This is a genomic window from Paenibacillus sp. JQZ6Y-1 (assembly GCF_040719145.1).
Taxonomy (GTDB): domain Bacteria; phylum Bacillota; class Bacilli; order Paenibacillales; family Paenibacillaceae; genus Saccharibacillus; species Saccharibacillus kandeliae.
The window spans coordinates 23,763-36,949 of the sequence record NZ_JBFDUZ010000009.1; the positions used below are offsets into that span (position 1 = coordinate 23,763).

Genomic DNA, 13,187 nt, shown 5'->3' on the forward strand with positions numbered 1-13,187 from the left:
CCTGAGGATAAGTGAGGTGCCGCTTTGTTACACAATCTGATTGAAGCAATTGCCAAGGATCAAGACTTTGGCTCTGTAAAAGATGGTATTTTGTCGGGAATGAAGGAACAGCTGATTTCCGGTTTGTCGGGTTCCGCGCGGCATTTGCTGATTGCGGGTCTGTATCATGAAACAGAGCGACCGATGCTGGTCGTTACGCATAATATGTTCCATGCCCATAAGGTGGCTGAGGACTTGCAGGAAGCGCTTTCGCCTGAGCAGGTGCTGCTGTATCCAGCGAACGAGCTGGTAGCGGCAGAGAGTGCTATTTCTAGCCCGGAGACGCTGGCACAGCGCATTGATGTGCTTACACAGTGCGCAGCCGGTTTCCGTGGTGTTATTGTCGTGCCTTTTTCTGGGGTACGGCGTTACCTGCCTGCACGCGATGTGATGGCAAATGCCAAGATCGTGCTGGAAGATGGCGGCACGCTGGAGCTGGAATCATTTCTGAAGCGTATGATCGAGCTGGGCTACGAACGTGTAGAGCGCGTGGAATCGCGCGGTGAGATGAGTGTGCGCGGGGGGATTATCGACTTTTATCCGGTAACGACCAGTTTGGCGTATCGCGTGGAATTGTTCGATGAAGAGATTGATTCGATCCGTACCTTTGACCCGGATGATCAGCGTTCGATTGATAAAGTGAAGTCTGTCACGATCACGCCATGTCGCGAGATTATTGCCGATGGCGAACGGATGCGTCAGGCTGCCGATCAAGTGGCTGCACGTTTGGATATGCAGCTGGAGAAGATGAGCGATCGTCAGGCAAAAGCACGTCTGCGTGAAGAGATTGGGCGCGAGATTGAACTGTTGCGTCAGCATGTATATTTCCCAGAAATGTACAAATATATTGCCCTGCTGTATCCAGAGCAGATTACGCTATACGATTATCTAGCTGAAGATACGGTTGTGATTATGGAAGAACCAGCACGTCTCTTGGAAACGGCAAGACAGCTGGAGCGCGATGAGAGCGAATGGGATATGCATTTGCTGCAAAATGGCAAGAGTCTGCCGAATCTAGAGCTGGCACGCCATACAGACGATGTGATGTACCGCAGTGGCTTCCAGCATGTCTGGATGTCGGTATTCCTGCGTCAGGTTCCGCATGTGCAGCCTGGGAATATCGTCAATTTTGTTAGCCGTACGATGCAGGATTTCCACGGTCAAATGAATGTGCTCAAATCCGAAATGGAACGCTGGAAAAAGACAGGTATCCATGTCGTTATGGTGGCAAGCGGCGAAGAGCGGATGGAACGCGTACGCCGTGTGCTAGATGACTATGATATTGAGACGCCGATTATGGTGGACGGCAATCTGCAATCTGGTTTTGAACTGCCATCGATTCATTTGGCAGTCATCACCGAAGGCGAGATGTTCTCCAAAAAGCAGCGTAAAGTGCGCAAGGTTAGCAAAAATGTCGATAATGCCGAACGGATTCGTAGCTATACCGAGCTGAAGGTAGGCGACTATGTCGTACATCAGAATCACGGGATCGGTAAATATATGGGTATCGGTACACTGGAAGTTGCCGGTATTCACAAGGATTACATGCACATCATGTATGCCGGCGGTGACAAGCTGTCCGTGCCAATTGAGCAGATTGATCTGATCCAGAAGTATGTCGGCTCTGAGGAAAAGGAACCGAAAGTGTACAAGCTGGGCGGCAACGAATGGACACGCGTGAAGAGCAAGGTTCGTTCGTCTGTACAGGATATTGCGGATGATCTGATTAAGCTGTATGCAGAGCGTCAGGCGGCGACTGGATATGCGTTTGAACGCGATACAAATGAACAGAATGAATTTGAAAATATGTTCCCTTACGACGAGACACGCGACCAATTGCGCGCCATCGACGAGATCAAAGGCGATATGGAGAAAAACCGTCCGATGGATCGTCTGCTGTGTGGTGATGTCGGTTACGGCAAAACCGAGGTGGCGATTCGTGCCGCCTTCAAAGCAGCGATCGAAGGCAAGCAGGTAGCGATTCTGGTGCCGACTACGATTCTGGCACAGCAGCATTACGAGACCTTCCGCGAGCGCTTTGGCGAGTATCCGTTTAATATTGGCGTGCTGAGTCGTTTCCGTACACGTAAGGAGCAGAACGAGACGATCAAAGGGCTGAAGCAGGGTACGATTGATGTTGTCATCGGTACGCACCGTTTGTTGTCGCAGGATTTGATTTTCAAAGACCTCGGTTTGCTGATTGTCGATGAGGAGCAGCGCTTCGGTGTTTCCCATAAAGAAAAGCTCAAGCGTCTGAAAACGAATGTAGACGTGCTGACGCTGACAGCAACGCCGATTCCACGTACACTGCATATGTCGATGCTGGGAGTACGCGATCTGTCGGTTATCGAGACACCACCGGAAAATCGTTTCCCTGTCCAGACGTATGTGGTGGAGCATAGCCCAACTCTTGTGCGCGAAGCGGTGGAGCGCGAGCTGAATCGTGGCGGTCAGGTGTACTATCTGTACAACAAGGTACAGGGCATTCACGAAATGGCAGCTCATATCTCTGAACTGGTACCAGAAGCGCGTGTAGCAGTTGGTCACGGGCAGATGTCCGAGCAAGAGCTAGAGAAGACCATTCTCGACTTCTTGGATGGCGAGTTCGATGTATTGGTCAGCACAAGCATTATCGAGACCGGCGTCGATATTCCGAACGTGAATACGCTGATCGTGCATGATGCAGACAAAATGGGTCTATCCCAGCTGTATCAGCTGCGTGGACGGGTAGGACGCTCCAACCGGATCGCTTACGCCTACTTTACGTATCAGCGCGACAAAGTGCTGACTGAGGTAGCGGAGAAGCGTCTGCAATCGATCAAGGAATTTACCGAGCTGGGTTCCGGCTTTAAGATCGCGATGCGTGACTTGTCGATCCGTGGTGCAGGTAATCTGCTAGGTGCAGAGCAGTCCGGTTTTATCGCTTCGGTCGGATTTGATCTGTACTCGCAAATGCTGGCGGAAGAGATTCAGAAACGTAAAGTGACCATGCTGGGCGAGCAGGATCTCAAGGCGAACGACTGGAATACCAGCATCAATCTGTCGGTTGACGCGTATTTGCCTTCGGATTACATTTATGATAGTATCCAAAAAATAGAAATTTATAAAAAGGTAGCAGCGGTTTCTTCCTTCGATGATATTGCCGAATTGGAAGACGAATTGCTGGATCGCTTCGGGGAACTGCCGGAGGCGGTCATCCAGCTGATGCAGGTAGCGCGCCTGAAACTGTATGGCAAGCGTTACGGTATTGAGCAGATTGTCCGTCAAGGGGATAACGTGCAGCTGAAATTCCACGAGGGTCAGGAAAAGGCGTTCGAAATGCCGAAATTGTCCGATATTGGCAATCAGTTTGAAAGGCGTGTACAATTTAATCAGGGTTCCGCCATGGTCATCCAGGTCAAAGGCAAAGGCCTGACCGATCACGAGCTGCTGGAATTGCTGTGCAATTTCCTCGAAGCCATGATGGAATCATACAAATTAAAGGGGGAACTACAGAATGTGGCCAATTAAAAAAGCTGCTCGTAAAACAGCGGTATTCACAGCAGGAGCTGTACTGAGCATCAGTCTGTTAGCAGCTTGCAGCAACAACACAACGGCAACTACGGATAAAACAGAACAACAAAAGGATAACAGCCCGGTTGTTGCGCAATACGATGGCGGTACAATCACCGAGAACGAATTCAACAAAGAAGTTAGCATGATGAAATTTTTGACCCCACAATATGCACAAATGTTCGATCAAGACCAGTATAGAGACCTTCTGCTTCAGCAGGAAGTTGCTTATAAATCGTTGGCTGCTGGCGCAAGCCAGACTGCGCAACAAGCAGGTGCCAAGCAAGCAGATGAGCAATTGGCTCAACTGAAATCCAGCGTGGATGCAGAGCAACTGCAACAAATGCTGACAACTTCTAACCTGACAGAGCAGGATGTCAAAGATTATATGACGCGTGCACTGACAGCTTCAGAAGTAATGAAGGAAAAAGTAACAGATGCCGATGTACAAAAGTACTTTGACGAGCACAAAGAAGAATACACGACAGCGAATGTACGCCACGTGCTGATCGGTCTGCAAAGTGCAGACGGCAAAACAACACGTACCGATGCACAAGCGCTGAAACTGGCAAAAGAAGTGAAAGCGAAACTGGATGCTGGTGCAGACTTTGCCGAAATCGCTAAGAAATATTCCGATGATCCAGGTTCCAAAGACAAAGGTGGTCTGTATGAAGGCCAACCAGTCAGCAACTGGGTAGAGCAATTTAAAGAAGCAACATTGACTCAAAAAATCGGCGTGATCGGTGATCCAGTGAAAACTGACTATGGCTACCACATTATCAAAGTGGAATCCCGTACCGAAAAAGCATTTGCTGATCTGACAGACGAAGAGAAGGACACCATCAAGTCCCAGCTCGCTTCGCAAAACTTCAGCAAATATATGACCGATGATATTCCAAAAATGATTAAGAGCAAAAACCTGCCAAAAGTTGAAGGCGCAGCTGAAGGTACAGAAGCTGTACCGGGCGCTACCAGCGGAACAGGTGCTGACGCAACAGGCACACCGGGTACTGCTGGCGATGCCTCTACAGGCAGCAGCACAACTGACAATGGCGCAAATGCAACTGAAGGCACCAGCAGCAAGTAATACGCTGGGCGTAAGAGCAATATCACAAAATAGCGCGGGCTTCCGCGCTATTTTTGTGCAATAAGCAACTGGCAATCATGGAGAAGGATCTGCCGCCGGAGGAGGACCGATTTTTATGAAAGAAACAGCATCCCCATCATCTCGCCTGCTGCGCGGGGCATTCATTCTTGTACTTGCAGCCATTTTGTCCAAGCTGATTGGTACAATTCAAAAGATTCCGCTGCAAAATATTGGCGGCGATGGGGTATTTGGCATTTACAATGCGGTCTATCCTTTCTATACACTGGTGCTGCTGGTGGCGACAGCTGGTTTCCCGGCGGCAGTATCCAAATTTGTGGCAGAGGAAATGGCATCTGGGAGCGAAGCAGGAGCAAGGCGCGTGCTGCGTATCTCCTCACTGATGCTGATTGTGCTTGGTCTGCTGTTTGGCATATTAATGTATGTGGCGGCACCGCTGTTGGCGGCGTGGATCGACAATATGCACACCGAAGCGGCATTACGCAGTGCTGCGCTGGCGTTACCGTTCGTGCCGATTATGGCGGGATTACGCGGTTATTTTCAAGGGATGCACGATATGATGCCAACAGCGGTATCGCAGGTGGCAGAGCAAACGGTACGTGTCGCCGCAATGGTGGCGCTGCTGCTTTGGCTGCATCAATTGGGTGCTGCGGATGATTGGATTGCTGCTGGAGCGACCTTTGGCTCGGCTGCTGGCGGAGCGGCAGGGCTGCTGGTAATGCTAATCTACTGGTGGCTATATCGACGCCGCACACAAGCAGCTCCTATGCAGGTGCAGGTAGAGCCAGTAACAGCCGAGCGTCAGCCCGCGTGGCCACTACTCAAGGCGTTACTGCTGTATGCACTGCCGATTTGTCTAGGTTCCCTGTCGGCGCCGCTGATCAGCCTAGTGGATACCTTTACGATGCCGCGTCTACTCAAGGCGAGCGGGTGGAGCGAAGCAGAGGCGATGATTCAGTTCGGAGTATACAATCGTGGTATTCCGCTCGTGCAAATGATGTCCATGCTGGCAACATCGATGTCCGTACTATTTATCCCAGCGCTGGCGGATGCGCGTATACGCGACCGTCATGATCTGATTCGCTCGCAAACGCAGCAGACGGTTAATTGGTTCTGGCTGCTCGGTTTGGCTTCGTCGGCAGGCATTGCTGTTCTAGCGATGCCGGTGGATATTATGTTGTACGAAGACGCCGTAGGTAGCGATACGATCCGCTGGTTAGCTTTTACCGGTATCGGGGCAACCTTATCGATCGTCACGGCTGCATTATTGCAAGGCATGGGCTCTGTGCGAGCACCAGCCGTGCATTTGCTGTTGGCAACGGTAGTGAAAGCAGTGCTCAATATTATACTGGTTCCGTATTATGGGATTAACGGAGCAGCAGTAGCCGGTATTGTCGCTTATAGTTTGGCTGCGCTACTGAATATTATTTTACTGATTCGACTAACTCAATTCCCAATATCGTGGCGGGAGATGATCTGGAAGCCCCTGCTGGTGACGGTTGTCATGTGTCTAGGCGTGGGCGTCTGGCAATGGCTGATGGATACACTGTTGCCTGCGCTGGGTATGCACGAACGTCTGGAAGCGCTAATCGTCACACTGGGTGGTATTGCTATCGGAGGCATTCTGTTCCTGATCGGTCTATTCCGCACACAGCTTATGACCGAACAGCAAGCCGCAGCGCTGCCGAAAATAGGTAGTCGTCTCGTGCCTTGGCTAAATAAGTTAAAAATTATCAAAAAGTAATGGAGATAGGTATCCGATTCATTTCTTTAGTAGAAGAAGCCCCATCTCAATAGTCTAGTAAATATTCCATATAGGAGGGATGAACATGAGCGCTGTTATTACAATTGTCGGTCTTGGCTCCGGTGATGAGAATCAGCTGACTGTCGGTATTTTCAAAAAGCTACAGTCCGCTAAGCGGCTGTATGTACGTACAAAGGATCATCCGGCGCTGGAAGCGATCACCGCCGAGTTTGTAACCTTTGACGATGTATATGAAGCAAAAGAATCGTTCCCCGAAGTGTATGCTGAGATTGCAGAGCGTCTACTGCAAGTTGCTACTTCTGATGAGGATGAAGAGATTGTGTATGCGGTACCTGGTCATCCAATGGTTGCGGAGAAAACGGTACAATTGCTGCGCGAAAAGGGAAAAGAGCAGAACATTCACGTTCAAGTATTGGGCGGAGAAAGCTTCTTGGATGCAGCATTTACACGGCTTGGCTTTGACCCGATTGAAGGCTTCCAGCTGTTGGATGCTGCCGGGCTGAACGCTGAGCTGCTGCAACCGCAGCTGCATACCGTTATCGGGCAGGTGTACGACACCTTTACCGCGTCGGATGTGAAGCTGAGCCTAATGGAGCTGTATCCAGATGATTATGAAGTCATCGTGGCGCATTACCTCAGTGTGGACGGTCAGGAGCAGATTCATCGCATACCACTGCACGAGCTGGATCATGTGCAGGACTATGGCAATTTGTCGCTGATCTATGTGCCACGTACCGAGGACGAGCAGGTGCGTAACCGTACGTTTGCCCGTTTGCATGAGATTGTGCAGATTTTGCGCAGTCCGGGCGGCTGTCCATGGGATCGCGAGCAGACGCATCAATCCCTGCGTCAGAACTTTATCGAGGAAACGTACGAAGTACTGGAAACGATTGACGATGATGACCCAGATCATATGCAGGAGGAGCTGGGTGATGTGCTGCTGCAAATTATGCTGCATGCCCAGATCGAAGAAGAAACAGGTACATTTAATGTGTATGATGTGATCGAAGGGCTAAATCGTAAGCTGATCTTCCGTCATCCCCACGTATTTGGCGACAGACAGGCAGAAGATGCGCAGGCAGCCCTACAAAACTGGGATGCCATGAAAGCCGAGGAGAAGCGTCTCAAGGGTCAAGAGAAGGCGGCATCCATTCTGGATGGCATTCCGCGTGACCTGCCTGCGCTGCTCACCTCCTACAAACTACAGAAAAAAGCTGCCAAAGTCGGCTTTAATTGGGAGGATGTTGAGGGAGCACTGGGCAAGCTAGATGAGGAGCTTGCCGAGCTAAAAGAAGCGATTCGAGACGGTCAAACGCCGGAGGAACAACAGCTCGAACTGGGCGATTTACTGTTCTGTGCAGTGAATATATCACGCTTTATCAAGGCAGACCCGGAACAAGCGCTCGCACTTGTAAACCGCAAATTCAAGTACCGTTTTGGGTACATTGAACAGGCGCTACAGGCGCAAGGACGGGCATTAGAGGATGCTGATTTGGCTGAAATGGACCGCCTATGGGACGAAGCCAAATCCCAGAATAAGTAAATTATTTCGCAGGAATTTGGGCTTGAGCCAAGAATGTACTATACTTAGGGAGCGGCTGTGTGTTAACATGCTGTTCATGGGACAGCACAAGGTTGACCCAGTTGAATTTTTTTGAAAATTTGGGAGGCTTTTAATAATGAACAAAACAGACCTGATCAACAACATTTCGAACAATAGCGGTTTGACTAAAAGAGACGTAGAAGTTGTACTGAACGGATTTCTGGATGAAATCACTGGCGCACTGTCCAAAGGCGACAAAGTACAACTGATCGGCTTCGGAACTTTCGAAACTCGTAAACGCGCTGCCCGTACCGGACGCAACCCGCAAACTGGCGCTGAAATCAATATCCCTGAGTCCAACGTTCCTGCATTCAAAGCAGGTAACAAACTCAAAGAAGCGGTTAACTAATGCGTCTGGACAAATTCCTGAAAGTTTCAAGACTGATCAAGCGCCGCACCGTGGCAAAAGATGTGTCTGAGCAGGGACGAGTCCTGTTAAATGGGCGCGAGGCAAAGCCAAGCGCCACGGTTAAAGTCGGCGATGAAATTACCGTGCAATTCGGTCAAAAGCTCGTTACGGTTCGTGTCGAGCGTCTGGCGGAATCCACGCGTAAGGATGAAGCGGCTACGATGTACACGCTGCTCAAGGAAGAAGCGGTGCAACGGAACAACGATCTGTTCTAGTATGCCTGCTTATTCCTCATCATTTGGACTGCAAAAGGCTGTTTTTGTGTCATTTTCGACACGAAAGCAGCCTTTTACCATTTTCTTTGATGACAAAGTGTTACATTTGCTTATTTTGTGGTAATGTAACCTATAGGCAATAGTTATGTTAATTAAAGTGCAGTCGACCCTTACGCATTTGCATCATCTCCAAGCCGATGGAACGGAATGGAGTCCAAACACGAAACACTGTTCAAGGAGGAACCCTGATGATACCAAAACCAGTCCCGGTACATAATGGTCGCCAGCAACAATTGAGAAAACAGAATGCTTCTTCCCCGACACCTAATAACGGCGCACGCAGACGGTTACGGATTTGGATGGTCGTGATGGTGCTTTTCCTCGGTTGGGCTGTCTATACATTTATCAATCAATCCATACAGCTATCCGCCAAAAAGCAGCAGCTCGTAGAGCAGCAGCAAAAGCAAACGGAAGCACAAGCGGCTCTGACTCAATCCGAAACAGAGCTGAAGCGTCTGCAGGACCCGGAATACATCGGTCAGGTCGCTCGTAAGCAGTACGGAATGTACTTGCCGGGAGAAAAGCCGATCTGGGCGACGGAAGCGCAGGAAAATAAGTAAATATTGACGCGAAATAAGCCGTAAGACGCGGGTTTCTCGGTTGACCTTCATAGGGGCTTCCGGTATAATTTAATCACCGCATGTAGCAATCCATTAGGATTTTACTGTACATTTTAAGGGAGGATCATTTTACTCTATGGCAATTGAAGTGGGCACTAAGTTAGAAGGCAAAGTGACAGGTATTACGCACTTTGGAGCATTTGTAGATCTGTCTGGAGGTGTCACTGGTCTTGTTCACATCTCGGAAATTGCCGACAATTACGTTAAGGATGTTAACGACCACCTCAAACTGGGCGATGTCGTTACCGTTAAAGTAATCAATGTCGACAAGGATGGAAAGATTGGACTTTCGATTAAACAAGCCGTAGACAAACCGGCAGAAGCAGCACCATCTTCTCGACCTCCATCTTCCCGACCTCCGCGTCCGGAATCCCGTGGTGGTGGCAGAGATGGCGGAGATCGTCCTAGTGGCGGTGGCGGCGGTTTCAATCGCGATCGTGGCGGACGCTCGTTTAACAAGCCTTCTTCTCCTAAAGCTTCATTCGATGATAAATTGACTCGCTTCCTCAAAGATAGCGAAGAGCGTATTTCATCATTGAAAAAAAATACGGAATCCAAGCGTGGAGGCCGTGGTGCCAAGCGAAGCTAATCCTCACCTGGCATACAGTATGATAAATAACGACCGTAGACGTTTCGCCGTCTACGGTTTTTTGCTTATGATACAGGATTACACGCAAATAATGTAACTAGATATGGTACACTGGGACAATACCCAACCTGATGGGAAGGAGAGACTCGGTTGTCGACATTGGAACATTCTGAATTGCCGGCAGGCACAACGATAACAGGCAGAACGAGGGGCCAGCAATACGTCGTTCAGCGCACATTGGGCAAAGGCACCAACGGTATCGTGTATCTGGTGAGCAATGCACAGGGGCAGCAGTACGCGCTCAAGATGGCAACTGTAAATCATAATCTGCAGCCGGAGATCAAGCTCCTGTTTTCCTTACATAAGCATTGGAAGTTGACCGGCAGAAATGATTCCAACCGTTACCTGTACGATGTCGACGACTATGAGGAGACGGGGGAAAGTATTCCTTTCTATGTGATGAAATACGTCAAAGGGCAGCCGCTCAGTCTCTACCTACGCGCACGCGGTGCAGACCGAATCGGTAGCGCTGGACTAGGTGTGCTGGAGATTCTGTCCGAGCTGCACGAGTCGGGCTGGGTGTTCGGTGATCTCAAGGCAGAGCATGTGATCATGTCCGATGAAGGAGAAGTCGATCTAATTGATTATGGCGGAGCGCGTCCACAGGGGCAGAGTATCCACCAGTTTACCGAATGGTATGATCGTCAATATTGGAAGGCTGGCGATCGGGTTGGCGATTATGCCTACGATTTATTTGCCTTTGCGGTGATCTGTCTCAAGCTGTTCAATGAGCCGGGCTTGCAGCGGATCATCTCGACCCAACTGCCGCAGATGCGTAGCGAAGCCGATCTGGTGCAGCTGATCGACCAGACACCCGGACTGCGTCTATATCAGGGCTGGCTGAAAAAGGCGGTCAAGGGCGAGTTTCGCAGCACACGCGAAGCATATTATAGCTGGCGAGCGATCACTCGCTCCAGCTCGCCTGGAAGTCGCAGCAGTAATGATCTGATGACGGCTAGATTACGCAGTGCTTTTATCTGGTCGCTGATTGGACTAGGCATTGTGCTGCTGGCGATTTATTTTCGGGGCTAAGCGGCTCAGCATGGATGATAGGCAAGGGGACACAGAGGAGAGAAGCAGCATGGATACACCACACTGGAACAGCATATTGAAGCAGACGAAGGAATTGGTTCAGGAGGGCATACTGCCTGTACCATGCACCATCGTCGTGGCGGTATCCGGTGGACCAGATTCGGTTGCCCTGCTGCATACCCTGCATAGTCTGTCACCGCGATATGGCTGGCGTCTGGTGTGCGCTCATATGAATCACGGCTTTCGACCGCAGGAATCGGCGGCAGAAGCGATTTTCGTGGAGCAGCTGGCGATAGAGCTGGATATTCCTTTTGAGCTGGAGACGGTCGATGCGCCTGCTCATATGCAGCAGACTGGGCTAGGCGCACAGGAAGCGGCACGCGACTTACGGTATCAGTTTCTCTATCAGATCGCTTCCAAGCATCACGCGTCAGCGATTGCGCTTGCCCATCATATGGACGATCAGGCGGAGACGGTATTGATGCGGATATTGCGCGGTACTGGACCGGAGGGGCTGGGCGGAATGAAAATGCGCAGAACCGAAAAAAATGTGGAACTTATCCGACCGTTCTTACGTATATACAAGGCAGACCTCATTGGCGCATGCCAAGAATGCGGTTTTGGCTATATCACAGACAGCAGCAATGACCAGCGCAAGTACACGCGCAACGCCATCCGGCTGGACGTGCTGCCTTTTCTGGAACCATTTAACAATCAACTGGTACCGGCATTATCCAGACTGGCGGAGATCGCAGGTACGGAAAATGAATATATTGTTCAGCAGACCGAGACGTTGTATAACGAATTGGTTAAAGAGAAAGAAGGATCATTTTCATTTTCCGCAGCTTCCTTTGCCACGGTGCATGTCGCTTTACAACGGAGGTTGATTAAACTAATATTAAATTATCTGTCATCGGCTAACGGGACCTTTGATTTCGCCAAAATCGAAATCATTCGTCGTCAGATTGAACAAAGCGATCTCGCAAGCTGGAATTTGGATGTCGGAAGCCGTATCATCTGTATACGGGAATATGACAATATCCGATTTAGGCAGATATCCGAGCAGGAAGAACATTCGTTTTGCCTTCCTGTACAGCATGAAGATGCTGTTATACGTATACCCGGCACTTCCGCTCATATGGAGGTGGTCGTACGAGAGGGATGTCATGATCATTTCGACTCTGTACACGTATCTTCGGACGAGGCGTTTTTCGATGCGGATCTACTGGATTTTCCGCTTTATTTGCGTTCCCGCCGTCCCGGTGATGTAATTGCCTTGATCGGTGGCGGAACAAAAAAAGTAAAAAATCTTTTTATCGATGCCAAGATACCATTATCTCAGCGCGATCGTATGCCTCTGCTAGCAGACGCGAGTGGACGCATCATATGGATACCTGGGCTACGGCGTGCACGTGAAGCGCTGCTGGGACCTCATACCGATCGCTGTCTTTATATGAAAATCGTAAAGTCTGAAGATTAATGTTTGATTTCCATCGATTTAGCTTGATAAGTATAATGTAGGAGGTTCATCCAAGTTGCACAACGATATTAAAGAAGTGCTCATCAGTGAAGAGGAAATTCAACAGAAGATTTTGGAGCTGGGTGCTACACTCAGCGAGGATTACAAGGAGCGCAATCCGCTTGTTATTTGTGTCCTAAAAGGTGCATTCGTATTCATGGCCGATCTGGTCAAACGGATCGAAGTTCCGCTTGAAATCGATTTTATGGCGGTATCCAGCTATGGTGCTTCCACCAAATCGTCCGGTGTCGTAAAGATCGTCAAAGATCTGGATGTTTCCGTGGAAGACCGGGATGTACTCATTGTTGAGGATATTATTGATAGTGGTCTCACGCTCAGCTATCTCATCGAGATTCTTCGCGGCCGTAACGCCAAGAGTGTGCGTGTCGTAACCCTTTTCGATAAACCGTCCGGTCGTACCGTCAATCTGGAAGCTGATTATACCGGTTTCAATATTCCGGATGCTTTCATTGTAGGTTATGGTCTGGACTATGCCGAGCATTACCGGAATCTCCCCTACATCGGGATTTTAAAACCGGAAGTTTATTCGAGCTAATTACCTTGCCTGCGAATACCTGGTATTCGGATGGGCGTCAACAGACATCGGGGTTGCTGGTGA

General features: G+C 49.7%; 11 protein-coding genes. All 11 read left to right on the forward strand.

Features of this window, described 5'->3' with window-relative positions:
• Positions 1-24: 24 nt before the first annotated feature.
• The 11 genes from mfd to hpt all read left to right on the forward strand — a co-directional run bounded on the left by mfd (position 25) and on the right by hpt (position 13,124).
• Positions 25-3,549: a transcription-repair coupling factor gene (gene mfd, locus ABXR35_RS23255; RefSeq protein WP_367064444.1), complete on the forward strand. Its 3,525-nt coding sequence runs from the start codon at positions 25-27 to the stop codon at positions 3,547-3,549.
• A complete protein-coding gene (locus tag ABXR35_RS23260) occupies positions 3,536-4,678 on the forward strand; it encodes a peptidylprolyl isomerase (protein ID WP_367064445.1) in 1,143 nt (380 codons plus the stop codon). Before mfd ends, ABXR35_RS23260 begins: the two co-directional genes overlap by 14 nt.
• Before the next feature lie 115 nt (positions 4,679-4,793).
• Entirely contained in the window at positions 4,794-6,440 is a 1,647-nt protein-coding gene (locus ABXR35_RS23265; RefSeq protein ID WP_367064446.1) for a putative polysaccharide biosynthesis protein, read from the forward strand.
• A gap of 85 nt (positions 6,441-6,525) precedes the next feature.
• The gene (gene yabN, locus ABXR35_RS23270) at positions 6,526-8,004 is read left to right on the forward strand and encodes a bifunctional methyltransferase/pyrophosphohydrolase YabN (protein WP_367064448.1); all 1,479 of its coding nucleotides are present in this window, start codon (positions 6,526-6,528) and stop codon (positions 8,002-8,004) included.
• A gap of 136 nt (positions 8,005-8,140) precedes the next feature.
• Complete coding sequence (locus tag ABXR35_RS23275; RefSeq protein ID WP_367064449.1) at positions 8,141-8,413, forward strand: HU family DNA-binding protein; 273 nt, start codon at positions 8,141-8,143, stop codon at positions 8,411-8,413.
• Positions 8,413-8,688: an RNA-binding S4 domain-containing protein gene (locus ABXR35_RS23280; RefSeq protein WP_367064450.1), complete on the forward strand. Its 276-nt coding sequence runs from the start codon at positions 8,413-8,415 to the stop codon at positions 8,686-8,688. Before ABXR35_RS23275 ends, ABXR35_RS23280 begins: the two co-directional genes overlap by 1 nt.
• 248 nt (positions 8,689-8,936) lie before the next feature.
• A complete protein-coding gene (locus tag ABXR35_RS23285; protein WP_367064451.1) occupies positions 8,937-9,308 on the forward strand; it encodes an FtsB family cell division protein in 372 nt (123 codons plus the stop codon).
• Positions 9,309-9,444: 136 nt separating this feature from the next.
• Positions 9,445-9,957 carry a S1 domain-containing RNA-binding protein gene (locus tag ABXR35_RS23290; RefSeq protein WP_367064452.1) on the forward strand — a complete coding sequence of 171 codons (513 nt, stop codon included), beginning with the start codon at positions 9,445-9,447 and terminating at the stop codon, positions 9,955-9,957.
• Between the two features lie 150 nt (positions 9,958-10,107).
• Positions 10,108-11,049 (forward strand): protein kinase domain-containing protein, encoded by a 942-nt coding sequence (locus tag ABXR35_RS23295; protein ID WP_367064453.1) that lies wholly within the window; start codon positions 10,108-10,110, stop codon positions 11,047-11,049.
• Positions 11,050-11,098: 49 nt separating this feature from the next.
• A complete protein-coding gene (gene tilS / locus ABXR35_RS23300; RefSeq protein WP_367064454.1) occupies positions 11,099-12,529 on the forward strand; it encodes a tRNA lysidine(34) synthetase TilS in 1,431 nt (476 codons plus the stop codon).
• 55 nt (positions 12,530-12,584) lie between these two features.
• Entirely contained in the window at positions 12,585-13,124 is a 540-nt protein-coding gene (gene hpt / locus ABXR35_RS23305; RefSeq protein WP_367064455.1) for a hypoxanthine phosphoribosyltransferase, read from the forward strand.
• Positions 13,125-13,187: the final 63 nt, after the last annotated feature.

Excerpts from the sequence above, each read along its gene's own strand:
- ABXR35_RS23260 (WP_367064445.1), top strand. The coding sequence starts at position 3,536 with ATGTGGCCAATTAAAAAAGCTGCTCGTAAAACAGCGGTATTCACAGCA.
- ABXR35_RS23265 (WP_367064446.1), top strand. The coding sequence starts at position 4,794 with ATGAAAGAAACAGCATCCCCATCATCTCGCCTGCTGCGCGGGGCATTC.
- yabN (WP_367064448.1), top strand. The coding sequence starts at position 6,526 with ATGAGCGCTGTTATTACAATTGTCGGTCTTGGCTCCGGTGATGAGAAT.
- ABXR35_RS23275 (WP_367064449.1), top strand. The coding sequence starts at position 8,141 with ATGAACAAAACAGACCTGATCAACAACATTTCGAACAATAGCGGTTTG.
- ABXR35_RS23280 (WP_367064450.1), top strand. The coding sequence starts at position 8,413 with ATGCGTCTGGACAAATTCCTGAAAGTTTCAAGACTGATCAAGCGCCGC.
- ABXR35_RS23285 (WP_367064451.1), top strand. The coding sequence starts at position 8,937 with ATGATACCAAAACCAGTCCCGGTACATAATGGTCGCCAGCAACAATTG.
- ABXR35_RS23290 (WP_367064452.1), top strand. The coding sequence starts at position 9,445 with ATGGCAATTGAAGTGGGCACTAAGTTAGAAGGCAAAGTGACAGGTATT.
- tilS (WP_367064454.1), top strand. The coding sequence starts at position 11,099 with ATGGATACACCACACTGGAACAGCATATTGAAGCAGACGAAGGAATTG.